Genomic DNA, 23,785 nt, shown 5'->3' with positions numbered 1-23,785 from the left:
CCCGGCGTGCCGGTGCGGGCGGCGGCCGGTCATCCGAACGGGTACTTGATGGTGTTGACGAAGAAGCCGCCCATGAGGTCGAGCTTCACGGCCTTGATGTTCACGTTGGCCACGGACTGGACCGACACGATCCCCGTGGCGGACAGCGACGCGGCGCCGGTCGCCGACAGATTCAGGGCGCCCATCGCGTTGACGCTGACGACACCGCCCGTGGACCTGAGGTTGACCACGCCCTGCCCCTGGAGGGTGAGCGGACCACCGCTCTTGATCGTCACCGCCCGGCGTGCGCTCAGCGAGAGGTCGGTGCCGGCGTCGACCGACACCGAGCGGCTGCCCTTGATGCTGACCGAGCCCTTGCTGTCGACGGTGATCTCGGTCTTGGTGCGGTCCAGGTTGATGGTCAGCTTGTCATCGCCGCTGGCGATCCGGACGCCCTGCTTCCGCCCGCCGGTCCGCTGGCTGAGCAGGTCGACGCGGTTGCTCTGCCGGTCGGACAGGGTGTGCCGGGTGGCCTTCTTCTTCAGACCGTCGTGCAGGGGGACGTCGTTGACCTTGGTCGGTACGTCGCGGCCGTTGTAGAGCCCGCCGATGACGAACGGGTGGTCCAGCGCCCCCCGGTCGAAGGCGACCAGCACCTCGTCGCCGACGTCCATCGGGAAGACACCGCCGCCCCCCACGCCGCCCATCTGCACGCTGCGCGCCCAGTCGCTGACGTAGGTGTCGTCCAGCCACGGGAACTGGAGCTTGACCCTGCCCTGCTTCAGCGGGTCCTGGACATCGGTGACGATGGCGTTGGCGACGCTGGGCAGCCGGGAGCTCCCGCCGTCCGCGTTGCCGCCGCCCGAGGCGAGACCGTACAGCGAGCGCCACTGGCGTCCGCTGACGGTGACCCAGGACTCGTAGTGCTTGCCGTCGCCGAAGACGTGGCGTACGGAGGTGACGGTGTACTTGCCCTCGAAGGGCTCACCGACGTCCGCGAGCGCCACGGCCACCCCGGGCCGCAGGTCGGGGTTGCCACGCACCGCGACCTCCAGCTCGGCGAACGAGGAAGTGACGTCGGCGGCAAGGGCCTTCGACGCGTGCCCCACCTCGTCCTGCTTGTCGTAGGGGGTACCGGTCTCGACGAGCTTGGCGGACTTGAACTTGCCCGCGGCCTCGCCGGGGGTGAGGCCGATGGAGATGCCCGGGTCGGTGAGGGCGGGCGTGGTCTCGGTGATCTTCTTCTTCGTGGTGACGTTCCAGCCCCGCGACTCGACCTCGCCGACCTGGTCGGCGGCGGTGACAGCGGCACGCAGCCGCAGGATGTCGTGGCCGGCCTGGAGGACGAAGGCGCTCTTGTCGCCGTCCGTGCTCGGCGAGGGCGCGCTGGATGACGGGTTCGGCTTGACGAACCGGAACTTCCCCTTGGGGTCCACGGACATCACCATGTTGTTCTCGTCCGCGAGCCGGGCGAGGAAGTCCCAGTCGGTGATGTTGGACTGGCTGATGAATCCGTACGCACCCCTCGTCGCCTGGATCTTGCCGACGGGCACCCCGTCGAGGCCGACGAGTTTACGGGCGATGTCGGAGGCCGTCTGGTTCCGGTACGCCGCCACCCTGCGCTGGCGCATCAGCCGGTGCCCGAAGTCGTAGCCGCGGACGACGGTGAAGCTGCCTGTGCCGTCGTAGTCGGCCTCCATGCCGGTGACCTCGCCGGTCAGCAGCGGCTTGCCGATGCCCTGGCCGTCCGCGATCGGGGTGAGGACGACCCTCGTGCCGAACTTCACGCTCAGCTCGCCGAGCACCAGGTGGTAGGGGTCGCGGAAGGTCAGCCGGAACGCCGCGGGCACACCGACACCCTGGTCGACCCAGCCCTCGACGAGCATCGGGGCGATGGCGGTGGGCAGTTTCGCGCCACCGAAGGTGACCTGCATGATGCTGGAGAACGCGGTCTGCACCATCAGTGACGCACCTCCTCCGCCGCCGGGAGCACGAGCTCGGTGCCGGTGGGCAGCTTGGACGGATCGTCGATGCCGTTGGCCTCGGCGATGTCACGCCAGGCCGATGCGTTGCCGTATTCACGCCAGGCCAGCGACTGGAGCGAGTCGCCCGCGACGACCTGGTGCACACGCTGGGCGCTGAGCGCGCCGGAGGTCGGGTTCTGGCCCCTGGTCTTGCCGGGGATCTCGTGCAGCTGCACCTGGCAGGTGGCGCGGATGGGCACGCCGGTGGTGCCGAAGAGGGTGTACGACGCCTCGATGGAACTGACGTACGCGGTGAAGCGGGACGTGGAGAACGACCCCCACTGGAACACCACCCACGGCGGCGACGGCTGGTTGGCGGCGATGCTCTTGGCGGTCACCTCGCAGCAGCCCAGGAGCGACTCCACCTTCTTGAGCACCGAGTTGCCGGTCGGCTCGGTGGAGGAGTCCAGGAAGATCTCCAGAGTCATCTCCCGGGGCTCGGCGCCCATGAACTCCGGCTTGGAGCCGTCCCGTACGGCCGCGGTCGGGGTCGCCTTCCACTGGGCACGCTGGGTCAGGGACAGCTGCGACGGGTTGAACTCGAAGTCGAACGTCCGCATGAGCGCGCCGGGCGTGGTGCTCGTGCCCACCGGGGGCTCGTGGATGGCGAGGCCGGCGCGTACGAGGCTCTTGCCGGCGCCATTGCTGCTGGTTGCCATGGGTCTTCCTCTCTCCTCCTGGGCGCCGTCAGTCCGTGAATCCGTGGTGGGCGATCTCCAGGACCTCGTTGGCCACGGCAGGGTTGCCGGGGTCGAGGCTGGGGCCCTGCCAGCTGACGGGCAGGACGTCGATCAGCCCCCAGCGGGCGACCAGCGAGCCGTCCGCGCGCAGGGCGGAGATCTGGGCGGTCGGCCGCTTGATCCCCGTCTGGACGGAGGAGATCCACTTGGCGACCTTGGCGGTGTCCGGGGTGAGGGGGCGGGTCAGCCGGATGTTGGAGAAGGAGACGCGGGTCGGCAGCTGCCACACGAACCCGTTGTTGCCGCCCTCCTGGCGCTGTTCGATCTCCACCTGGGACGCCAGGCCTTCGCACCCGTTGAAGTAACCGAGGCTCTCGCCGTCGATGGTGAGGGTGAACCAGATGGTGGAGCCCGGGTCCTGGCGGGGCATCGCGGGTGGGCCTTTCGTCGGATACGTCTGTCGGGGGCGGTGGTCGGGGAGGGAGCCGGTGCCGGTGGGCTCGCCGGTCAGTGACGGGGGTCGCGGAGTCTGCCGATCCGTTCGCGGTCCATGCGCAGTTCGGTACGGATCAGGCGGGTGATGCGGCCGATCATCCGGTGCACGAGCTCGTCGAGCTGGAAGTCGGTGAGGTCACGCGGGTCGAATCCGCCCTGCTGGACCGCCGCGTACTCGGGCGGCGGCTCCTCCTGCCTGGGCGAGGTGCTCCCGCTCCCGCCGGACGGGGGTGGTGGCGGTGCCGGAGGATTCTGGCCGACGGGCGGTTCGGAGGGCGGCGGTTTGGCGTTGTTGCCGCTCCGGTGGGGCCGCATCCGGCCCAGGGTGGAGGACACGGTGTCGGCGGTCGCCGCGGCGAGTGCCCCGATGGCCGAACCCTTGCCGAGGCGCTGGACGGTCGGATCCGACGCGCTGCTGGACAGGACCGGCCGCGCGGGGGCCGCCGGCGACGCCGGGGGCGGGGTGAGGACCGCGACGGGCAGAGGCGACGCGGCGGTGGCACCCGGGGGTGTGAGGCCGCGCAGGGGGACGGCCGTGAGGGGTGTGGCACGGCGCTGGACGAGGGTACGGCCGGCGGGTGCGGGCGGGACGGCGGCGGCCGGGGGCGGCGGTGGGAGATGCGGTGTCTGTGGGGCCTGCGAAGGGGCGGGGACGGGAAGGGACGGCGGGGTGGGGGTGTTCGGTGCGGGGGCGGCGGAGGCCCGTTGGACGACCGGCGCTGTCGGCGCGGTGGTCCGGGAGGCGATGGCCGGCGGCGCGGGTGGGGCGATGAGCGGAGCCGCGTCCCTGGGCGCCGCGCCGAGCGGTGCGCCGAGCGGTGCGCCGAGCGGTGCGCTGAGCGGTGCGCCGAGCGTGGTGCGGCGCTGGACGGGAGCGGTGGCGGGGGAGGACGGGGCCGGGGTCGGGGCTGGGGCCGGTGACGCGGCTGGGGTACGCGGGCCCTGCGGCTCCCCGGCGGACGTACGCATGTGCGGCGGCGCGGAGGGCATCGGGGCGCCGAGACCCGGGCGGGCCGCGTTCGGCGCCGTGGCGCGTGGGCCGACCGGCCGGTCACCGGGGGCCGGTGCGGGTGCGGGGCGCATGGTGGGTGTGGCCGGCGTGGCGGGGTTCTGGGCGCCCGCGCGCTGGAGGGCGCTGCCTGGAGCGGGGGTTGCCGAGGCCGAGTGGCCGGCGGAGGAGGCGCCAGGCGCGGTGGTGCGTCGGACCTCGGTGGCGCCGGAGCCGGCTGCCGCCACGGGCCGGGTGGCAGCCGCCGGCGTCACGGAGCGCTGTACATGGGGCCCCCGGCCGGCCGGGGGCACGGCGGCGGCGCCGCTGGGCGAGGAGGCCGCGGCCGTACGCGACGGCCCGGCCTGGGCCGGACCGCTGGTGGGCGGCGGAACGGCGGCCGCGAGGTCCTGCGGGCTCGCGGACGGTGTCCTGGGCGCGTCGGTGGGACGCCCGAGGCCACGCGGGGCGCCAGGTCCGGCGGGCGTCGTTCCACGGGGGGCTGCCGGCCGTACGGGCGGGGGCCCGGCCGGGTCGCGCGGACCAGGGGCCGAGGACGCCGCGCCGTCGGCAACGGCCCGCTGCACGGGGGCGGAGGACGGGGCGGCGGGGCCGGTGTTACCACGTGCAGCGTCCGCCCCTGCGGGGCGTGTTGCGGGGGCGTTGGATCCGGCTGCGGGCGTTCGGGCAACGGGCATTCCGGCGCCGTGTGCTCCGGCTCCGTGCGTGCCGGCACCGGAGGCGCCGGCGCCGGGGGTCCCGGCAGTGCGCGGGCCGCCGGCGGGTGTTGCGGGGCCGGGCGATCCCGCGCTGGATGTCCGGGCGTTGGAAGCCCCCGCACCGGTTGATCCCGCGCCAGGCGTCCCCGCACCGGGTGTTCGGGCAGCGGATGATCCCGTGCCGGTCGACCCTGCACCGTTTGAGCCCGCCGCGGGCGTCCGGGTGCCGGGCGTCCCCGCGCCGGGTGAGCCTGTACGGGGTGTTCCGAGGCCGGGTGATGTTGCGCCGGACCTCTGGACGTTGGGCGTACCCGCGACGGGCGAGCCGGCGCGGGGCGCTTCGAGACCGGGCGAACCGGCGCCGGGTGTCCGGGCGCTGGGCGTTCCCGAGCTGGGTGAGTCTGTACGGGGTGTTCCGAGGCCGGGTGATGCCGAGCCGGACCTCTGGACGCTGGGCGTTCCCGCGCCGGGTGAGCCGGCGCGGGGTGTTCCGGAGCCGGGTGATCCTGCGCCGGACCTCTGGACGCTGTGTGTACTCGCGCCGGTTGATCCCGCTCCGGGGGTACCGGCACCGGGTGCTGCCGCACTGGACGTCCGGGCGCCGGGCGTCACCGCACCGGGCGTCGCCGCTCCGGTCGTTCCCGAGCCGGAGGTTGCGCCGGATGCCCCTGTTCCGGGCGATCCCGCGCCGGACGTCCGGGCGCCGGAAGACCCCGTACCGGCTGAACCCGCGCCAGGCGTCCCCGAACCGGCCGAACCAGTGCTGGACGCACGGGCGCCGGGCGTCCCGGCTCCGGGTGTTCCCGCACCGGAGGTTCCGGCCGCGGTCTTACGGGCCATGGGTGTTCCGGCACCGCGTGATCCAGCGTCAGGCGTTCCCGCACCGGGTGTCGTGGCACTCGGCGATACCGGGCCGGACGTACGGGCGCCGGACCTTCCGGTTCCGGGCGCTCCTGCACCGGGCGTTCCTGAGCCGGAGGTTCCGGCGGCAAGCTTTCGGGCAACGGGCATTCCGGCGCCGGACGTCGATGCGCCGGGCGCTCCCGCTCCGGACGCCGCAGCTCCGGGTGTTCCGGCCCCGCGCGCCCCCGCACCGGACGATCCCGTGCCGGGAGACCCCGCGCCGGGAGTTGCGGCCCCAGGCGCCCCGGCCCCGGACGCCCCCGCACGGCGCGCCTCCGTGCCGGTAGTGCCGGTAGTGCCGGGCCGTTGGGCCACGGCCCGCTGTACCGGGCCGGCGCCGCCGCCGGCCGGTCCACGGTCGTCGGGGGTCTGCGGCAGGGGTGCGGTGTAGGGGGAGCCGGGCGTGCCGTCTCCCCCTCGGTCGGGCTCGGTCGATGCCGTGGTTCCGCCGGGCGCACCCTGCGTACCTCCGGCGCCCCCTGACGCTGCGGGCTGTCGCCGTGGCGTTGCGGGCAGCACCCGGCGCTGCACCGCCGGTGCCCTGGTCAGGGGTTGAGTCCTGGACGAGGTGGGCGGTACATGCGCCACCCGGACACCGTGCGCCGGAGCCGGGGCGCTCCTCGGTCCCTGGCTCGCGTCCCGTACCGCTCGTACGGGAACAGGAGCGGAGGCGGGAGCGGGAACAGGAGCGGGGCCGGATGCGGCCGGTCCGGCCGCTGCCGAGGTCTCCGCAGCGCCCGCAGCCACCGGCCGGGCAGCAGGGGCAGGGGCAGCAGCAGCGGTCGGAGCAGGAGCCGGAACGGCGGGCGCCGCCGACGCCGCGGCAGCGCGCCCGGTCGCCCGCGCGGCCCCGCCGTGGCCCTGGGAGCCCGCCGCGGGCAGGGCCCGCAGCGGTACCGCCGGGGCCCGCTGCACTGCCGGCTCCGCCGCGCCCGTCGCCAACGGGAGGGCGCGTGAAGGCCCTTCGAGTCCTGCCGCGGGGCGGGACGAGCCGGACTGCGCCCCCGAAAGGAGACTGTCCGGCGCCATGTCCATGACGCCGAGGGACGGCAGCCCCGTGGAGGACCCGGCCGAGGACGTGGAGGACCCGGCCGCGGACCCGGTGAACGACGGGTTCTGCCAGGTCGGCAGTCGTCCGCCGAAACCGGCGTCGGCGACCACCGACCGCCGCGAGTCCACGGCCCGCTGGATCGGCGGCAGGCCGGTCCACCCGGCGGCTGCAACGACAGCAGGCACCGCGCCCGCCGCGTCGGAAGCACCGCCGGACCCGGCCGAGCCGACAGGCCCAGCCGGACCGACAGGCCCCGGGGACCCGGCCGACGGCCCCGCAGGGGCGGTGTGATGTGTCTCCGCGCGATCCTCACGGCCGCGCAACCGGTCCAGAAACCCCACGGCTCAGCCCTCCGCCCCGGCCCTTGTCACGAAGGACGCGATCTGGTCCGCGTACAGGCGGCGGTCCGGGTGTTCCAGATCCAGGATCGCGTCCAGGCTCCAGTGGAAGTGATAGGCCACGTACGCGATCTCCTCATGCAGCCGGTCGGTCGCGTACGTCACGATTCCCCCAGGCGGCTCCCGCCGAGTTCCACCTCGAAGGGCTCGGAACAGTGCGGGCACTCCACCGCTGCCCTGGTGTGGCCCTCGGCGTTGATCTGCCGGTAGAAGTCCTGGAGAAACGCCAGGTCGGAGGCGAACATGTTCTCCACCGTCCCGTCGTGCACCATCGACAGCGTGCCGAGCCGCGTGATGACGCGGCCCAGCAGCACCACCGAAAGATACGCCGGATTCTCCTGCACACGGACGTCCCGCAGCGGGATCAGCTCGTCCCGGGCCGTGGACAGGCGCATCACGCCGTCCCTGTGCACGGTCCCCGCCTCGTCGACGTAGCCACGCGGCAGCTCGAAGGGGAACTCCGTCTGCATCCGCTGGACCACCGGAGCGGGGGCAGGGGCTGGGGCGGGTGCAGGGGCCGGAGCAGGTGTCTGCTCCGGCCCCTCCACGGCCTGGGGCGCCGGTACGTCCGCGAGCTGGCCCGCGCCGGCCCTGGCCGAAGTGCGCCGCATTACTCGATGACCAGTTCTTCGAAGACGATGGTCACGGTCTCCGTCAGCGCCGAGGCCTCACCGGCCTTCAGGGCACTGGCGTCGATCTTGCTGCACCAGGCGTTGCGCATGTTGTAACGCTTCGTCGGGTTGTTCTGGTAGTCCATCACGATGATGGAGGCGTTCTTGCGGGCCGTGGACATCTGACCGGCGATCGAGTCGTTGATCCACGTCGTGAACGACGCCGACGGCGTCATACCGCGCACCACCGTGCACTGCCCGTCCTTCTGCGTGCCGGGCATGAGGCTGACCTCGGGCTTGCCCTGCGCGGAGTTGGAGAGGTGCTTGATGACGTCCTGCTCAATGGTGAGGCCATTGACCTCAGCCAGGTACTCGACCATCACGCCGTCGATCTGGAGGCCGAAGTTATGTGAGGTGAACGCGTCACCCGGGCCGATACTCATCTTTTGTCCGTCCTACCGAAAATTTTGGTGGATCACGTACGAGAGCTGTGAGGCGTGCGGGGCGTGGCCCTACTCCTCCAGCTCCCCGCTGCCGCCGGAGAACTGCGCGAGCCGGAAGATCACGAACTCGGCGGGCTTGACCGGGGAGATGCCGATCTCGCAGATGACCCGGCCGACGTCGACGGACTCCGGGGGGTTGGTCTCCTCGTCACACTTGACGTAGAAGGCCTCCTCGGGCCGCGAGCCGAACAGGGCGCCGCTGCGCCACTCGTTGACCAGGAACGCCGAGACGTTGCGCCGGATGCGCGCCCACAGGTTCTGGTCGTTCGGCTCGAACACCACCCACTGGGTGCCGATCAGGATCGACTCCTCCAGGTAGTTGAAGTACCTGCGCACGTTCAGGTAGCGCCACGCCGGGTCCGACGACATGGTGCGGGCACCCCAGACGCGGACACCACGGCCGGGGAAGGCACGGATGCAGTTGACGCCGATGGGGTTGAGCAGGTCCTGCTCGCCACGGGTGATCTGGATCTCCAGGTCCACCGCTCCTCGTACGACCTCGTTGGCGGGAGCCTTGTGCACTCCGCGCTCGAAGTCGTTACGGGCCCAGATGCCGGAGACATGGCCGCTCGGCGGGACCAGCTTCGACTGGCCGGACGCCGGGTCGAAGACCTTGACCCAGGGGTAGTACAGGGCCGCGAACTTCGAGTCGTAGCCTGCGGTCTCCTGGCGCCAGACGCGGATCTCACGGGCGTTCAGGCTGGGCGGCGGGTCGATGACCGCGACGCGGTCGCCCATCAGCTCGCAGTGCGCGATCAGGCCGAGCTGGACGGCCTTGACGGCCTCCAGGTCGATCGCGCCGCGCTGGTAGGCGGCCATCAGGTCGGGAACGGCGACCATGGAGATCTCGTCCACGGCCTCCAGGCCACCGAAGCCGGTGCGGTCCGCGGAGTCGCCGAGGTACTGGGCGGGCCCGGGGCTCGACGTGGTGTCGGCCGCGGGGACGGCCGGTGCGGAAGCGGCAGGGGCGGGGGCCGCGAGCGCCACCGTCTGGTTGTCGGGCCGTGCGAGCTGCGCGGCGGGCGCGGCCTCCGTCACGGCGATGAGCTTGGAGCGCTCCTTGACCTGGGTGACGACGTAGTTGCGGCCGCTCTTCTTGGCGGTCACGTCGAAGGTCTCCGCGGTCTTCTCGCCGTCCTTGACGACGAGCTTGAACCGCTCGGCGGGGCCCTCACCCTCGGGGTCGGCGACCTCGACGGTCAGCGAGCCGCTCTGACCGGGCGCGAGCGCGGTCACCGTGAAGGTGCCCAGCTGCTGCGGTTCACCGGCGGTCAGTGCGGCGGGTGCCTTGGAGCCGGCCACCGCGGCGGGGGCGGCCTGGTCGGACGCGCCCTCGGAGGTGCCACCGACCCGCACGACGTAGGCGGCGCTGCCGCCGTTGTTGAAGAAGCCGTAGACGGAGTGCGCCAGGTAGTAACCCTCGGTGAAGTCGCCGAATGCAGCGACGTACTGCGTCCAGTTGGTCACCAGGGTGGGCTCGTTCAGGGGGCCGGTCGACGCGAGACCGACGAAGGCCGCAACCGAGGTTCCCACTCCCTCGATGGGACGCGAGCCGCTTGCCACCTCCTCGACGTATACACCGGGCGACAGGTAGGACGGCATGCTCTGCTCTCCTCGGGGTACGAGACAGGACGTCCTCTCACCCTCACGCGCGAAGCGCGTCACCTGAAACGTCCTACGGGGCCCGATCGGGGGCACTTCGATTGCCCACAAGGGCACTTCTGTGCGACTGGAGCGGCGCCTTGCGGCCGGTTCCGGGGCCCCTGAGGCGCGGTTGTGCGCGTACGCAGCGACGATCGGGCAACGACGGTGCCCCTGAGCTTGCTGACTGGGCGCCAGGACCGCCATAGCCTCGCGAGGTGAGCCTCTGGACCTCCCTCGAGCCCCTCTCCACCACCGTCGACCCCGGCAGCAGCACGACAGTACGGCTGCGGCTGCGCAACACCGGTGACGTGGTGGACGAATACCGCTTCGAACCGATCGGTCCCCTCGCCCCCTGGGCCGTGGTGGAGCCGCAGTCGCTGCGCCTCTACCCGGGCACCACGGGCTCGGTGGACCTGACGTTCGCCCCGCCGCGCACCTCGGACGCCACCGCGGGGCCGAATCCGTACGCCGTGCGGATCACGCCGACCGAGCATCCCGAGGCGGTGACCGTCCCGGAGGGCAACCTCACCATCACCCCGTTCACCGAGGTACGGGCCGAACTGGTGCCGCCGGTCGTCAAGGGCCGCTTCCGCGGCCGGCCCAGGATCGCGGTCGACAACCTCGGCAACACCAAGGTCACCGCCTCGCTCAGCGGCAGCGACTCCGGTGACCGGATCTCGTACGAGATGCAGCCGAGCAACGTCCAGGTCGAGCCGGGCCGGGCCGCGTTCGTCAAGGCGACGCTGAAGCCGAAGCAGATCATCTGGTTCGGGCCCAAGGAGGAACAGCCCTACGCGGTGGCGCTGCGACGCTCCGGTGCCAACAACGTGGATGTGAACGGTACGTACATCCAGCGGGGGTTCCTGCCGCGCTGGCTGGCGACCGTGCTCGGCCTCGTCGTGACGCTGGCCATCGCGTTCGTCGCGATCTGGATCGCCTACAAGCCTCAGGTGAAGAGCCTGGCGCTGGAGAAGACCGATCAGGCCGTGAGCGCCATCCCGCCGCCCAAGGAGAGTGCCCCGCCCGAGACGTCGCCGTCCGCCCCCGCGCCCGAGGTGACCCCCACGACCGAGGACAAGAGCCCCGGGGACAGCGGCGGTGGCGACGGCGGCGCTTCGAAGTCGGCGAAGCCGCCGGAGCGGACCGCGGCCGTCGCGGTGCACGAGATCGCCGCACTCAGCGAGGGCCGCCACATCTGCTACCGCGTCTACGTGGCGGACAAGGGCTGGACGAACCCGGTGTGCGACGGCGCGACGGCGGGCGAGGTCGGCAAGGGACAGCCCATCAAGGCCCTCAACATCGCGGTGTCCAAGACCGGGGGCGTACGGGGCGCCGGCGCCTACGTGGTCGAGGGCTGGCGTGAGGGCGAGAAGTGGCAGGGCAAGGGCACGGGCAAGGACATGTACCTGGGCTCCACAAAGGAGTCGTACTCCGTCATGGAGGGCTTCACCATCGGGGTCACCGACGGGAGCGTCTGCCAGGACAGCAACGTGAAGGAGAAGGGATGGTACGGCCATTCCTGCACCAAGCCCGGTGAGTGGGTCTACAGCGGCAGCCCCATGAATCTGAAGCTCCAGCTGGAAGCCATCAGGCTCAGGGTGTGACGAGCGCGGTCCGCCGCAAGGCGGGCCACGGCTCTCTCACCAGTTCGCCTCGCCCGGCACCAGCCGTCCCGCCTTGCGGTACTCGCGGCGGGCGCCCTCCAGCAGGTCGCCCGCGCCGACCGGTTCGTCCCGCCCCGCGGCGAGGTAGGCGGCGGTGACCACCGCGCTGCGGATCGTCCCGCCCGCCAGCTCGAAGTCCTCGGCCAGGGGCGCTGCGTCGATCTCCGCGACGGACGGCACGTGCGACAGGCTGTGGTGCCACAGGGCCAGCCGCTGGCCGGCGTCCGGGAACGGGAAGTCGATCACCAGGTCGAGACGGCGGGTGAACGCCTCGTCGATGTTGGAGCGCAGGTTGGTGGTGAGCAGCGCGAATCCGTCGAACGACTCCAGCCGCTGGAGGAGGTAGGAGCTCTCCATGTTGGCGTACCGGTCGTGGGAGTCCTTGACCTCCGAGCGCTTCCCGAAGACGGCGTCGGCCTCGTCGAAGAGGAGCACGGCGTCCGTGCTGTCGGCCTCGGTGAAGATCCGCTCCAGGTTCTTCTCGGTCTCGCCGATGTACTTGTCGACGATCGAGGACAGCTGGATCACGTAGAGGTCGAGGCCCAGATCGGCCGCGACGACCTCCGCCGCCAGTGTCTTGCCGGTACCGGACGACCCCGCGAACATGCCGACCACGCCACGCCCGCGTCCCCCGCCCGCGTTGAGCCGCCAGTCACCGAGCACCCGGTCGCGGTGGCGGGCGCGGAGGGCGAGTTCGCGCAGCTGGGTCAGGGGCTCGTCGGGCAGGACGAGGTCGTCCCAGCCCACCGCGGGCTGGATCCGGCGCGCGTGCTTCTCCAGGCCGGACGCCGACTGCTGGCGGGCGGCGAGCCGGATGTGGTGGGCGCCGAGCGGGGTTCCGTCGAAGTCGGCCAGCGCCAGGGCGGCACGGGCCGCGCGGCCGATGCGCTCACCGCCGAGGTGGTACGGGGCCACGGTGGCGGCCAGGTCGAGATGGCCGGCGTCAGGACCCAGCGCGGCCTGCCAGGCGTCGGTGCCGCCGGCCGGGCGTCGCGGTGCCTGGAGCACGAGCGGGTCGCGCGAGGACCACTGCGGGTCGTACGGGCGGGGGTCCGCCAGCAGCACGGTCACGTCCGTGGCCCCGGTCAGCGCTTCGACCAGCGGGCCCGGCCGGTCGGGCAGACCGGACACCACGACCGCCCGGCCGCTGAGGCGCGCCTCGCGCAGCAGCGCGCGTACGTGATGGTCGTCATCGCCCTGGGCGACGGGCGAGCCGGATGCGCCGCCGGATGCGTCGTGGGGGTCCGGGGGGCCTGCCGGGCCTGAGCCGCCGGTGTGGCCCGAGAAGCGCAGCGCTTCGACGCCCACCGTGCGCAGGGCGGCAGCGAGCGCGGCCAGGCCGTCACCCTCCCGGTGTTCCCGCAGATAGATGGCGAGCGGCCCGTCGTACAGCCCGGCGGCCAGTTGCCGGCCGAAGGCCTCGTCGTGCTCGGCCGCGGACAGCGGGTCCGGCATCGGGCGCAGGCGCCCCCGCAGCGTGGCGTCCGGGGTGTCGTCACCGATGAGGTGTGCGGCCACCCGGTCCGGCACGGACAACGCGCGGGAGAGGAAGGGGCGCTCGGGATCTTCGACGTCCAGCAGACCGAACGCGCGCAGCGGCGCGGTGGGATGGAGCCGGGCGCGGGCCTGCGGCAGATGGGCGGGGAGCCCGCACAGATCGAAGGCGAGGCCGGCCGTGGCGCGGCGGCGGCTCACGTCGTCGTTGAGGTAGCCGTAGAGCGGCTCGAAGGAGCGGTCGAGGTCGGGGGCGAGGGCGATGAGCAGGATGGCCGTGTCCAGCTCGGTCAGCCGTAGCCTGGCGGCCGTCCTGGCCAGCCGGTCGTCGGTGTGGGCGTCGTCGGCCCATCCGTCCGCTGCCTCCGCCGCCGGGAAGCCGCCGTCTGCGTCCCCGTCCGAGCCCGAGCCCGTGTCCCCGTCCGTGCCCGTGTGCAGCAGACGCAGTACCGCCTCGTCGGACAGGTACAGGCCGCGCAGCGGGTCGTCGGCCGTCGGGTCGGTGGCGGAGCGGCGTTCGACCAGCGTGGCCACCGACCTCCGCAGCCCGTCCAGCCGGGTGAACAGCGGGAGCGAGGGGTGGCGTTCAGGGGCCTGGAGCGAGGTGTTCAACGCGGCTTCTCCCCTCGGCGGGCGGCCACCGCCTCCTCGCGGGCGGCGCGGGCCGCCGCCACGTGGTGGGGCCGGTGCGAGCGTCCCACGGGCTCGCGGCTGTCGCTGTCGATGTCGCGTACCCCGACCGTCGCGCCCTCGGTGACCGGCGGCCCGACGTCGTACTCGGGGAAGGCCGGGAAGGGCGCGGTCACCACGAGGTCCAGGGACGGCTTGAGTTCGCCGCCCAGCGCGGACCAGATCTCGGCGAAGGAGCGTGACTCCGTCTGGAGTCCGGCCACCGTCAGCGGCAGGGTCAGCCCGAGCCGTCCGAGTGAGCCGGGGAGTTCGTCGGGCGACAGCAGCTCCCGGGGGAGCAGCGTCGCAAGCACGGCCGACAGCAGCCGGTGTTCGTCCTGCGGGGTCTTCGTCCAGGCCGTCACCAGGTACGAGAGCCGGAACCAGCGGGGCGGCTGGCTGCGGCGCACCACGATGTTCCGCTCGTCGAGCACCGACGTGTGGCCGCGCTGACGCCGGGCCACGTCCTCCCGGATGTCGTACAGGTAGGTGTTGACCACAGGGGCATTGCGCCGGGCCGCCCAGTCACGCGTGGGCGCCTCGAAGGACACCTCGATGCCGGAACCCGTCAACGCCCCGCCGGTCAGGAGGCGCTTGAGGACCTCGTCCACCTCGTGGATCACGCGTGCCGCTCCCGCCCTGCCGTGGTGCCTGCCGCACCGTCCGGCTCCGTACTGTCCGGCTCCGTACTGTCCGGCTCCGTTCGGTGCCGTACGCCATCGATCGTGCCCTGTGTGCCGCCCGGAACCCAGGCACGCCGGGGACGGCCGGCGGACAGCGGTTCTGCCCCGTAGCCCGCCCGCGCCTGCCCCGACGGTCAGATGTAGCCCTCCCGGAGGGCATGGGCCACGGCGTGCGCACGGTTACGCAGATGAAGACGGGTCGTGAGTCCGTGCATCACATTCTTGACGGTGCGTTCGGAATAAGCCAACTTTCCGGCTATCTCGCCGGTGTCGAGTCCCTCGGCGACGAGCCGCAGCACGTCCACCTCGCGGGCGGTGAGTCCCAGGGAGGGGCTGCCGTGGCGTCCGGCGCCGCCCCGGTGCAGGGTGCCCACCTGGTTGATCAGCCGGCCGAGCAGATCGGCGGGCAGGTCGCCCTCGCCGCGGGCGGCTGCCAGTACCGCCTGCACCAGCCGGTGGGCGGTGGCCTCACGGCGCCACACGATGGCCCCCACGCCGCACTCGATGACATCCAGCAGCTCGTTCTCGCGGATCGTGTCCACGACGAGCACGGCACGAGCCCCCTCACTGCGTACGACTCTGCGCAGCCGGGTGAGTGCCGTCTCGTCGAGCGCGTCCTCGATCAGCAGGGCCACCGTGCCGGGGCGGGACTCCTCGCGCAGTTCGACCTCCGGGTGCCGGCGCAGCTGGCTGACGGCACCTTCACGGCTGATCGGGTCGGGGGCGGTCACGGACACGGGCACCCGACCGCCCTGGGCAGTGGTGTCCGAGGTGGTCCGAGGTGAGCTGAGCAACCGATTTCCTCTGTTCACGGATCCGCTGTGAGCGAACGCCACCGCGGATGGGACACGATCCACACTTCTGCGAGTGTCGCAGCGTTCGCAATCGTGGAGGACCACGAGGTGGACCACGAGAGGAAAGTGGAAGCGCCGCCTGACGTCAAATCAAGGCAGGTCAGCGACGTGTGCGGAGCGTGCGGACGCGGCGTTCGCAAGGCGCCGTGAGCCTGGACACACCGCCGGCCGGCGGGCCGGTTGCCGACCCGGCGTGTGGGTCATATCACGCCACCCCGGCTCGCGTCTGTACCTCTGACACAGAGAGGGCGCGCACCATCTTCCCGGGAGGCCTCGATGATCCACGCGCTGCGCGAACGCGGCGACGCACACAAATTGTTGGCGGCCGAGAGCGCCCGCGCCCTCGAAGGCACGGGCGGCCTCGTCCTGCTGAGCGGTGCCACCGGGACCGGCCGCACCGCCGTTCTGGAGGCAGCCGCCGCGCATGCCGCGGAACGTGGCCTGCGGGTGCTGCGTGTGCGTTGCTCCCCGGAGGACGCCGGTGCGCCCCTCTCCACGGCAGGGCGACTCCTCGGCCACGTACCGGAGTACGCGGGCATGCCGTCCGCCGACTACCACCGCAGAGCGGCCCGGCTGTGGGAGCTGCTGGACACGCTCGCCGCGCAGTCCCCCCTGCTGCTGGCCGTCGACGACATCCACCTGGCCGACCTGTCCTCACGCCGCTGGCTCGCCGAGGCTGCCCGCCAACTCGACCGGCTGCCCGTGCTGCTGGTGGCGACCGAGCGGCGCCAGTACGACATCGACCCCCAGCCCAGCGGCTTCACCCACGCGCTCTCCGCGTCCTTCGTCCGCACGCACACCCTCGCCCCGCTCAGCGACACGGCGGCGGCACAGATGGTCGAAGCCCTGCTCCCCGGGGCGGACCCCGGGTGGACGGCGGACTGCGTACGTGCCGGCGCGGGCCTTCCACTCCTGCTGCTCGCCCTGGTGGACGATCTGCGCGGCACCCCGCCCCTCCCGCTGCCGGAGACCTGCGCCGCCCTGTACCCGGGTGCGTATCCGGCGGCGGTCTCCTGGTGGCTGGACAGCGCAGGGCAGGCGACCGCCGATGTGGCCCGTGCCTTCGCCGCGTTGGAGGAGGCGGCCGCACCGGACAGTGCCACCGATCAGCAGGTCCTGCTCGCCGACGCGTCCGGCGCCGACCCGGCCCGGGTCGCCGGCTGGCTCACCGCGATGACCCGGCTCGGACTGCTGCGCACCGACGCCAACGGGCAGCGCCGCTACGCCCATCCGCTCCTGCGGGACGCGGTGCTCACCGGCTGGCCGACCACACGCAGGCAGGAGGTGCATCTGGCCGCAGCCGAGGCGTTGCTGTCCAGGGGCGGGCGGGTGGAGGCCGTCGCCCGCCATCTGCTGCGCGCCCCTGCCGTCGGCAGGCCCTGGGCGTTGCGCGTCCTGCGGGACGCGGTCACCGTGGCCATCGACGCCTTCCGGGCCGACGACGCCGTCCGCTATCTGCGCCGGGCGCTCGACGAGCCGCTGTCCGACGGCCGCAGGCAGCGGCTGCTGACCGAACTCGGCTCCCTGGAATACCTCTCGGCCGACGCCGGTGCCGCCATCTCACGCCTGGCCGAGGCCCTGGACCTGGAGGGCGAGCCCAGCGACCGGGTGCACACCGCCATCGCCCTCGGCACCGCGCTCGCCGGCCAGGGTGAAGTCCGTACGGCCATGGGCATGCTGCGCAGGACGGAGGCAGGCCTGTCAGGACACCCGGGGCTCGCCCGTACCGTGCAGGCGGCATCGGCGATGCTCTCCGACCACGATCAGGTCCAGCGGCAGGAGGCGTACCGGTGGCTGGGCGAGTCGGCCGCGCGCTCGCCCGAGCTCGTCGGCACCGCCGGACAGGCCCTCCTCGTCCGGTACGCCGCGACAGCCGGGTTGATCTCCGCGCAGGACGCGATGGCACAACTGCACGCGCTGCTCGCCGAGCCCGCCGACCCGACCGGCGAGCCCTTCCTGGTGGGCACCGCTGCGGCCGTCGCCCAGTGGGCCGACGAACTCGACGAGGCCGAACGGCTCGTGGAACGCGGCCTCGCACTGCAGAGCTGTTCCCGGCTGCACCCGATGCGCCTCGCCCTCGTCAACATCCGTGCGGACATCACCGCGGCCCGGGGCGATCAGGCCGTACTGCTCGCCGATGTCGCCGACCTGTGCGTCGCACGGTCGGGGGCGGGCCCCGACAACAGGGACGCGCACGTACTGCTGGCGCTCCTGCACGCCGACCGCACCGACGAGGCACAGCGGCTCGCCGCCGGGTTCGACCTGCGCAGGGCGCGCGACTCCTGGGAGCTGAACCGCTTCCTGTACGCCCGGGGCCTGGTGCGGAACGCCGTGGGCGATTCGGCGGGTGCGCTGCACGACTTACTGGAGTGCGGGCGCCGCCAGTTGGCACGCGAAGTGACCAGCCCCGTCGTCACACCGTGGCGCTCCGCGATAGCCGAATGCGGGCCCACGACGGGACGCACCCGGGAGGCCCTGCGGCTGGCGGAGGAGGAACTGCGGCTGGCCCGCGTCTGGAACACCCCGCGCACGGTGGGCCGCGCCCTGCGGGTCCTGGGCACCGTGACCGGCGGACGGCGCGGCCTGGAGCTCGCCGATGAGGCGGTACGCATGCTGCGGGGCGCCCCGGCCGACACCGAGATGGAGCTGATCCCGGCGCTGCTCGCACAGGGCCGCCAGCTCATGGGTGCGGGGGAGCGCTCCCGCGCCCGGGACTGCCTGCGCGAGGCGGCCGAACGCGCGGAGAGCAAGGGCGCGGCCCGCCTCCACACGCTGGCCGGCCGAGCGCTGCGCGAGGGAGGCGGCCGGCTCCCCACCTCGGCACGCACGGGGTCCGCCGCCCTGACGGGAAGCGAGCGCCGTATCGCCGAACTGGCCGCCGACGGGCGCACCAACGCGGAGATAGCCGAACTGCTGCACCTGGCCCGCCGCACGGTGGAGACCCACCTCACCCACGCCTACCGCAAGCTGCGGATACGACGGCGGGCCGAACTCACGGCCGTGCTGAACCGCACGACGTGACGGGGAGGTGGCTATGGGCCCTGTGCTTCCCGCTCAGCCGCCGGCCCCGTGGATCCGTCCCAGATCCAGCCGGGTGGGCGGCGGCAGGGCGGCGGCCGTCTCCGCCCGGAAGGTCTGGAGCAGGTAGGCGACCAGGCGCCGGGATGCCGCCGCAGCCTCCTCCTCGCCCGCTCCGGTCGCGACGCCGCAGTTGGCCAGCAGCAGCAAGGTGATGTCGCTCGTCTCGAAGTCCTGGCGCAGCCCGCCCGCGTCCTTGGCCCGCCGGACCAGCAGCGCCAGGCTCTCCTCGGCGCGGGCGCGTTCGCCCGAGAAGTCCAGCTGGTCCGGGAAATCGGTGAGGAACGCCTGCGTGAACCCCCGGTCCACCGCCTGCATCAGGCAGACCCTCTCCAGCACCGTGCAGAACCCCCGCCAGGGGTCAGGGTCGGCCAGCCCCTCGTCGAGCACGGACACACAGTGGGTGAGTTCCTTCGCGAACGCCTCCGTCACGAGCGCGTCGCGGGTGGGGAACCGCCGGTACAGCGTGGCGACCCCGACCCCGGCCCGCCGGGCGATCGCCGCCATGGGCACATCGATGCCCTGCTGCGAGAACGCCTCACGCGCGGCCCTCAGTATCCGGTCACGGTTCTCCCTGGCATCGGCGCGCAGACCGCCAGAGCCGTCAGGACCGCCAGAGCCGTCGGGACCGTCAGGGCCGTCAACGGGTGGCTTGTGAGAGGTCTGAGCAGGCATGTTTCTCACTTTAGCTCAAATGGAGGGGGCCATCCGTTTAGCCGCTTAGTCTGGAAGACATGAACGACATGCGCGCGGCGCTCTACGACAGCTACGGACCTCCCGAGGTGCTCCGCATCGGCACGGTCCCGGTACCGACACTCCAGCAGGGCCAGGTGTTGGTCCGGGTCCACGCGGTGGGCGTCAACGGCGGCGAGCTGTACGGCCGTGCCGGGCGCGTCCGCCTGGTGACCGGCCGCAAGTTCCCCCAGCGCACCGGGATCGACTTCGCCGGCGAGATCGCCGAGGTGGACCCCGCCGTCACCGGACTTCGGCCGGGCGACCGCGTATGGGGCGTCCTGCCCCGCACCTTCGGCAGCGCCGCCGAATACATCGCGGTCCGCCCCCGCAATCTGGCCTACGCCCCCGAGAACATCAGCCTCGTCGAAGCCGCGTCCCTCCCCGTGGGCGTGACCGCCATCACCGCCCTCAGGGTCAGGGGGCGCCTGAAGCCGGGCCGGCGACTGCTCGTACGCGGCGCGAGCGGTGGCGTCGGCAGCATCGCCGTCCAGCTCGGCAAGGTCCTGGGTGCCCATGTCACGGCCCTGGCGGGCCCGAAGAACCTGGACTTCGTCCGGGAGCTCGGCGCCGACGAGGCCTTCAGCTACACGACCACCGGGCCGTCCGACCTGGGCCGCTTCGACGTCATCATGGACACCGCAGGCACCGAACTCCGGGCCTTCCGGCGGCTGCTGGCCCCCGGCGGCCGGATGATCTCCATCTCCTTCGACATCGACCACCTCGCGGCAAGCCTCGGCTACATCCTCGCCTCGACGGTCCACGGCCGTGGACGCGTCCAGTTCTTCAGCGACAACCCGAAGCACGACCGCCTCGCCGAACTGGCCGCCTATGTGGAGAGCGGCCAGATCCGCCCCGTGGTGGACACCGTCCACCCGCTCTCCGAGATCGCCGCCGCCCACCGGGCACTGGAAGCGGGCGGCGTACGCGGCAAGCACGTCATCCAGGTGGTCTGAATCCCGGTGCTCACACGCCGAGACCGGCATCCCGGGCCAGCAGAGCGGCCTGCACCCTGTTCTCGCACTCCAGCTTGGCGAGGATGCGGCTCACGTACGCCTTCACCGTCGCCTCGCTCATATGGATCCGCTGCCCCGCGTCCGCGTTGGAGAGGCCCTCGCCGAGGAGGGCCAGGACGTCGCGCTCGCGGCCGGTCAGTTTCTCCAGCCTCCGGCGGGCGTCCTCCGCCCGCTGCGTCGCACCACCGGTGGCCAGCGAGTCCACGACGTGCCGGGTGGCTCCCGGCGACAGATACGCCTCACCGCCCGCCGCCGCCCGCACCGCCCGTATGAGCTCCGCGGGGGCCGAGTCCTTCAGCAGAAAGCCGGCGCTCCCCCCGGTCAGGGCACGCAGCACGTTGTGCCGCTCCCCGAACGTCGTCAGGATCAACACCCTCACCTGAGGGACCGCCCGGCGCAGCTCGCCCAGAGCCGTCAGCCCGTCCATGACGGGCATCTGGATGTCCAGCAGCGCGACGTCCACCCGCTGGGAACGGGCGAGCTCGACCGCCTCACGGCCATCGGCGGCCTCGGCGACGACGTCGATGTCATCGGCCGAGGAGAGAATCATCCGGATGCCTGCCCGGATCAGCGGCTCATCATCAGCCACCAGCACCCTGATCACGATTCTCCTGACTGGTTCTGACCGGTCATGTTCCCTCAGCAGCATCGAAGGACTTCTTCTCGATCAGCTTGCCGTCCTTGAAGCAGAATCGGAACACCGGGTCCGAGTCCCAGTCGTCCCCCAACTCCGTGGAAAGGAGGGTCAGGCAGGTCGCACCGTCGGGCTCCGGCGGCGCTCCGTCCCCCGGGCCCGTGTTGATGAACGAGTCGCCGTGCGGCAGCGAGTCGCGGACGGACTGCTCGGACTGACCGATCTTCACCGCGTCGTACTGCGAGGGCTCGATCATCGCCTTGTCCCCCTCGCGTACGAGGAAGACGATCCCGACGACCACCGCGACCACGACCACGACGCCGACCAGTGTCGCGATCCCGCATCCGATGGCTATCCCGTTGCCCCTCTTGGTCTTGCTCATCGCCTTGGCCAACTCCTTCGGGAGAACGTTCCATTCGCTGACCGGTCCAGCCTCATCCCCGGAGCCCGCCGGATTCTGCGCCCGAAAGTCGTCCGGCGGAGCGACGAACGTCTTCCTCGCGTCACCGGGCGAGGAGTACGGCAGGACGCCGGCCAGCCGGAACCCACCGTCGGCCGTGGGACCCGCGTGCACCATGCCGCCGACGAGCCGCGCCCGCTCCTCCAGGCCGGTCAGCCCCTGTCCGCCACTCGCCACGCCCCCGGGCGCCGGCTGCGCCGCCGGGCCGTTGGTGACCTCCACGACCAGCGAGTCCGGCTCGTACCGCAGACCGATGGTGATCGGCGCCCCGGGAGCGTGCTTGTAGGCGTTGGTCAGGCCCTCCTGCACGACCCGGTACGCCGCATGGTCGGCCGTCGTCGCGAGCGGGCGTACCTCGCCCGAGCGCCGGAGCTCCACAGCCGTACCGGCCTTCCGGGACGTCTCGGCCAGGTCGTCGATGCCCGCCACCCCACGGGACGGCGCCCCGGTCTCCTCACCGCCCGCACTCTGGGGAGTCCCGCCGGCCGGGGAGGAATCCGCACCGTCCCGCAGTACGCCGACCACATCCCGCAGTTCGTGCATCGCGGCCACCGACGCCTCACGCAGCACACCGACGGCCTCATGCTGCTGGCCCGTCAGCTCGCGGTCCACCTCCAGCGCACCGGTGTGCACCGCGATCAGCGCCAGCTGATGGCCGAGGCTGTCGTGCATGTCCTGCGCGATGCGTTGACGCTCCAGCATCCTGGCCTGCCCCGCGATCATCGCCCGCTCACGCAGAAGCTGGGCGTTGTACTCGCGGAGGGTGTCGGTCAGGGTCCTGCGCTGCGACCAGTAGCGTCCCGCGAGTCCCGGGACGACGAGCGCGACCAGGATGAACATCCCGGCGATGGCCAGCACCGGCAACGACACGTGCGATTCCTGGAGCGCGGCCAGACCGAGGGCCAGGCCGTAGGCGAGGGCGAAGACACCGCCCGCCCTGCCGATACCGTCGATCCGTCGCCCGGCCGACCAGGCGACGACGACGAGCAGAGGCGCGAACTCGAAGAACGGCCCGGAACCGGCCGCGGCCACCAGCAGCACCGACGCGGGCAGCGCCCGGCGCAGGAGCGACAACACCCCGGCCAGCACGCCGACCCCGACGGCCACCGCCGTGCTCTGGTCTTCCACAAGCCCGGCGCCCACCCCCACCAGGGCAAGCACCAGGCTCAGGAACGCTTCACCCACGATGCGCTGAGCCGGCCACATGTCGCGCGAGAGCAGGGCGCGCCCCGGCACGGCCGATATGAGGGGTGCGGGGCGCGCGGGGGTCATGGAATCCAGACGAGTCACACGCCCACGGTAGAGACCCCCGGCCCGACACCGCTGTAGCCGATGGTCGCGACGGAGGACGACGAAAGTCGCTCCGCTGCCGCGACTCAGCCGCGCTTCAGCCCATCGACGAAGCCGGACCAGGCCTCAGCCCGGAACACGAGCGCGGGGCCGTCGGTGACCTTGGAGTCGCGGACGGGGACGATGTGCGGGAGGCCGTCGGCGACTTCGAGGCAGTTGCCGCCGTCTCCGCCGCTGTAGGTGGACTTCCGCCAGGTGGCGACCTCCAGGCAGTCGCCACCGCTTGCACCGCTGTACGAGGACTTGTGCCAGGTCGCCGTGGTCAGGTCGTAGTCAGAGCTGCTGATCTTCATGGGCGTAATCCTCCGCCACGGAATGGATCAGGGCCAGGGATGCTTCGGGTGACAATGCGCTGGCCACGACTAGATCGTAGGTCAGCTCGTACTGCCTGACGGTAGCCGGATCATCGCGCAACTGGCCTGTGCCCAGGCCTTGCAGATAGGCGAGCGGGGGCGCGGTGTCGAAGGCCATCAGCTTGAGTGGACCTTCGAGAGCCATGTGTGCACCCGCTGAGAACGGCAGAACCTGCACGATGATGCGATGGTGGCCGGCCAGGGTGCAGAGGTGGCGGAGAGCGTCCGCCATGGTGGCCCGCCCTCCCTTGTGGCGGCGCAGCACAGCCTCATCGAGCACCACCCAAACCAGGGGCGTTGTTGGATCGGCCAACAGTTGTGCGCGCTCCAGGCGCGCGGCAACCAGCTCGTCGATGGTGTCCTCGGTGGCCGTCGGTAGGCCGCCCCGGAACACAGCTCGCGCGTACCCCTCCGTCTGCAACAGCCCCGGGATCAACAGGGGCGCGTACTCCCGGATCGAGGTCGCTTCGCGCTCCGCCTCGGCGGCCTCCGCGAAGTGGTCGGGGTACTTGGACTTCTTCAGGGCGGCACAGTTGCGCACGAAGAAGCCGCCCGCGCCCAGGACCTCGTCCAGCTTCTGGGCCTGGTCCAACTGCATGCGGCGCGTACCGGATTCGAGCTGTCCGATGAAGGAGCCGCTGACGAACAGCGGGGCGCCGAGGTCCTCCTGGGAGAGGTCCGCGGCCTCCCTTCGATGACGGAGTTCGGCGCCGAGGAGGGCGCGAGGCGAGGAGGAGGGGTCCAGCTTCTTCGGTCCGGGCAAGGCGACTCCCTGTGACACATCGGCGGGTGTTGGAACTGCG

Annotated in this window: 20 protein-coding genes; 4 read left to right on the top strand and 16 right to left on the bottom strand. The window is 72.2% G+C overall.

Features of this window, described 5'->3' with window-relative positions:
- Positions 1-29: 29 nt before the first annotated feature.
- The 4 genes from OG623_RS14965 to OG623_RS14950 form a co-directional block, all read right to left on the bottom strand.
- The gene (locus OG623_RS14965; RefSeq protein WP_406146958.1) at positions 30-1,940 is read right to left on the bottom strand and encodes a VgrG-related protein; all 1,911 of its coding nucleotides are present in this window, start codon (positions 1,938-1,940) and stop codon (positions 30-32) included.
- Positions 1,940-2,662, bottom strand: coding sequence for a LysM peptidoglycan-binding domain-containing protein (locus tag OG623_RS14960; protein ID WP_406146956.1), 723 nt, complete (start codon positions 2,660-2,662; stop codon positions 1,940-1,942). Before OG623_RS14960 ends, OG623_RS14965 begins: the two co-directional genes overlap by 1 nt.
- Before the next feature lie 28 nt (positions 2,663-2,690).
- Positions 2,691-3,113, bottom strand: a complete 423-nt coding sequence (locus OG623_RS14955; protein ID WP_406146955.1) for a phage tail protein — start codon at positions 3,111-3,113, stop codon at positions 2,691-2,693.
- Positions 3,114-3,190: 77 nt separating this feature from the next.
- Positions 3,191-4,753 carry a hypothetical protein gene (locus OG623_RS14950; RefSeq protein WP_406146954.1) on the bottom strand — a complete coding sequence of 521 codons (1,563 nt, stop codon included), beginning with the start codon at positions 4,751-4,753 and terminating at the stop codon, positions 3,191-3,193.
- Between the two features lie 2,062 nt (positions 4,754-6,815).
- On the opposite strand from OG623_RS14950, the gene OG623_RS14945 reads away from it, so the two are divergent.
- A complete protein-coding gene (locus OG623_RS14945) occupies positions 6,816-7,130 on the top strand; it encodes a hypothetical protein (RefSeq protein ID WP_406146952.1) in 315 nt (104 codons plus the stop codon).
- Between the two features lie 53 nt (positions 7,131-7,183).
- On the opposite strand, the gene OG623_RS14940 is transcribed toward OG623_RS14945, so the two are convergent.
- The 4 genes from OG623_RS14940 to OG623_RS14925 form a co-directional block, all read right to left on the bottom strand.
- Positions 7,184-7,342: a DUF6760 family protein gene (locus OG623_RS14940; RefSeq protein WP_362892978.1), complete on the bottom strand. Its 159-nt coding sequence runs from the start codon at positions 7,340-7,342 to the stop codon at positions 7,184-7,186.
- Positions 7,339-7,848, bottom strand: a complete 510-nt coding sequence (locus tag OG623_RS14935; RefSeq protein WP_406146950.1) for a hypothetical protein — start codon at positions 7,846-7,848, stop codon at positions 7,339-7,341. Before OG623_RS14935 ends, OG623_RS14940 begins: the two co-directional genes overlap by 4 nt.
- A complete protein-coding gene (locus OG623_RS14930; protein WP_104787890.1) occupies positions 7,848-8,291 on the bottom strand; it encodes a phage tail protein in 444 nt (147 codons plus the stop codon). Before OG623_RS14930 ends, OG623_RS14935 begins: the two co-directional genes overlap by 1 nt.
- A 69-nt stretch (positions 8,292-8,360) precedes the next feature.
- Positions 8,361-9,953, bottom strand: coding sequence for a phage tail sheath subtilisin-like domain-containing protein (locus tag OG623_RS14925; protein ID WP_406146948.1), 1,593 nt, complete (start codon positions 9,951-9,953; stop codon positions 8,361-8,363).
- A gap of 257 nt (positions 9,954-10,210) precedes the next feature.
- On the opposite strand from OG623_RS14925, the gene OG623_RS14920 reads away from it, so the two are divergent.
- Positions 10,211-11,599: a hydrolase gene (locus OG623_RS14920; RefSeq protein WP_406146946.1), complete on the top strand. Its 1,389-nt coding sequence runs from the start codon at positions 10,211-10,213 to the stop codon at positions 11,597-11,599.
- Positions 11,600-11,635: 36 nt separating this feature from the next.
- On the opposite strand, the gene OG623_RS14915 is transcribed toward OG623_RS14920, so the two are convergent.
- The 3 genes from OG623_RS14915 to OG623_RS14905 form a co-directional block, all read right to left on the bottom strand.
- Positions 11,636-13,765, bottom strand: coding sequence for an ATP-binding protein (locus tag OG623_RS14915; RefSeq protein WP_406146945.1), 2,130 nt, complete (start codon positions 13,763-13,765; stop codon positions 11,636-11,638).
- On the bottom strand, positions 13,762-14,445 hold the full coding sequence (locus OG623_RS14910; protein ID WP_406146943.1) for a DUF4255 domain-containing protein: 684 nt from the start codon (positions 14,443-14,445) through the stop codon (positions 13,762-13,764). Before OG623_RS14910 ends, OG623_RS14915 begins: the two co-directional genes overlap by 4 nt.
- A 194-nt stretch (positions 14,446-14,639) precedes the next feature.
- On the bottom strand, positions 14,640-15,299 hold the full coding sequence (locus tag OG623_RS14905) for a LuxR C-terminal-related transcriptional regulator (protein ID WP_406146942.1): 660 nt from the start codon (positions 15,297-15,299) through the stop codon (positions 14,640-14,642).
- Between the two features lie 336 nt (positions 15,300-15,635).
- On the opposite strand from OG623_RS14905, the gene OG623_RS14900 reads away from it, so the two are divergent.
- A complete protein-coding gene (locus OG623_RS14900) occupies positions 15,636-18,380 on the top strand; it encodes a LuxR C-terminal-related transcriptional regulator (RefSeq protein ID WP_406146940.1) in 2,745 nt (914 codons plus the stop codon).
- Between the two features lie 33 nt (positions 18,381-18,413).
- On the opposite strand, the gene OG623_RS14895 is transcribed toward OG623_RS14900, so the two are convergent.
- Positions 18,414-19,112: a TetR/AcrR family transcriptional regulator gene (locus OG623_RS14895; protein WP_406146939.1), complete on the bottom strand. Its 699-nt coding sequence runs from the start codon at positions 19,110-19,112 to the stop codon at positions 18,414-18,416.
- 59 nt (positions 19,113-19,171) lie between these two features.
- Here OG623_RS14895 and OG623_RS14890 point away from each other — a divergent pair, with 59 nt between their 5' ends.
- Entirely contained in the window at positions 19,172-20,125 is a 954-nt protein-coding gene (locus OG623_RS14890; RefSeq protein ID WP_406146938.1) for an NAD(P)-dependent alcohol dehydrogenase, read from the top strand.
- Between the two features lie 10 nt (positions 20,126-20,135).
- Here the strand turns inward: OG623_RS14890 and OG623_RS14885 are convergent, their stop codons facing one another.
- From OG623_RS14885 to OG623_RS14870, 4 genes are all read right to left on the bottom strand, one after another.
- Positions 20,136-20,789: a response regulator gene (locus OG623_RS14885; protein WP_406146936.1), complete on the bottom strand. Its 654-nt coding sequence runs from the start codon at positions 20,787-20,789 to the stop codon at positions 20,136-20,138.
- A 25-nt stretch (positions 20,790-20,814) separates the two neighbouring features.
- Complete coding sequence (locus tag OG623_RS14880; RefSeq protein WP_406151830.1) at positions 20,815-22,485, bottom strand: histidine kinase; 1,671 nt, start codon at positions 22,483-22,485, stop codon at positions 20,815-20,817.
- A gap of 170 nt (positions 22,486-22,655) precedes the next feature.
- Positions 22,656-22,922 (bottom strand): DUF397 domain-containing protein, encoded by a 267-nt coding sequence (locus OG623_RS14875; protein ID WP_406146934.1) that lies wholly within the window; start codon positions 22,920-22,922, stop codon positions 22,656-22,658.
- Positions 22,903-23,745, bottom strand: coding sequence for a Scr1 family TA system antitoxin-like transcriptional regulator (locus OG623_RS14870; RefSeq protein WP_406146933.1), 843 nt, complete (start codon positions 23,743-23,745; stop codon positions 22,903-22,905). The genes OG623_RS14875 and OG623_RS14870 overlap by 20 nt, the downstream gene beginning before the upstream one ends.
- Between the last annotated feature and the right edge of the window lie 40 nt (positions 23,746-23,785).

Origin of the sequence: Streptomyces sp. NBC_01012, from assembly GCF_045162755.1 — a bacterium.
Classification (GTDB): Bacteria; Actinomycetota; Actinomycetes; order Streptomycetales; family Streptomycetaceae; genus Streptomyces.
The sequence above is the reverse complement of the archived record's forward strand: the minus strand, read 5'-3'. Positions and strand labels throughout refer to the sequence as shown.

What these genes read in the sequence shown, in the direction of transcription:
- OG623_RS14965 (WP_406146958.1), bottom strand. Translation starts at nt 1,940, where the DNA reads ATGGTGCAGACCGCGTTCTCCAGCATCATGCAGGTCACCTTCGGTGGC.
- OG623_RS14960 (WP_406146956.1), bottom strand. Translation starts at nt 2,662, where the DNA reads ATGGCAACCAGCAGCAATGGCGCCGGCAAGAGCCTCGTACGCGCCGGC.
- OG623_RS14955 (WP_406146955.1), bottom strand. Translation starts at nt 3,113, where the DNA reads ATGCCCCGCCAGGACCCGGGCTCCACCATCTGGTTCACCCTCACCATC.
- OG623_RS14945 (WP_406146952.1), top strand. Translation starts at nt 6,816, where the DNA reads ATGTCCATGACGCCGAGGGACGGCAGCCCCGTGGAGGACCCGGCCGAG.
- OG623_RS14935 (WP_406146950.1), bottom strand. Translation starts at nt 7,848, where the DNA reads ATGCGGCGCACTTCGGCCAGGGCCGGCGCGGGCCAGCTCGCGGACGTA.
- OG623_RS14930 (WP_104787890.1), bottom strand. Translation starts at nt 8,291, where the DNA reads ATGAGTATCGGCCCGGGTGACGCGTTCACCTCACATAACTTCGGCCTC.
- OG623_RS14925 (WP_406146948.1), bottom strand. Translation starts at nt 9,953, where the DNA reads ATGCCGTCCTACCTGTCGCCCGGTGTATACGTCGAGGAGGTGGCAAGC.
- OG623_RS14900 (WP_406146940.1), top strand. Translation starts at nt 15,636, where the DNA reads ATGATCCACGCGCTGCGCGAACGCGGCGACGCACACAAATTGTTGGCG.
- OG623_RS14895 (WP_406146939.1), bottom strand. Translation starts at nt 19,112, where the DNA reads ATGCCTGCTCAGACCTCTCACAAGCCACCCGTTGACGGCCCTGACGGT.
- OG623_RS14890 (WP_406146938.1), top strand. Translation starts at nt 19,172, where the DNA reads ATGAACGACATGCGCGCGGCGCTCTACGACAGCTACGGACCTCCCGAG.
- OG623_RS14880 (WP_406151830.1), bottom strand. Translation starts at nt 22,485, where the DNA reads ATGTGGCCGGCTCAGCGCATCGTGGGTGAAGCGTTCCTGAGCCTGGTG.
- OG623_RS14875 (WP_406146934.1), bottom strand. Translation starts at nt 22,922, where the DNA reads ATGAAGATCAGCAGCTCTGACTACGACCTGACCACGGCGACCTGGCAC.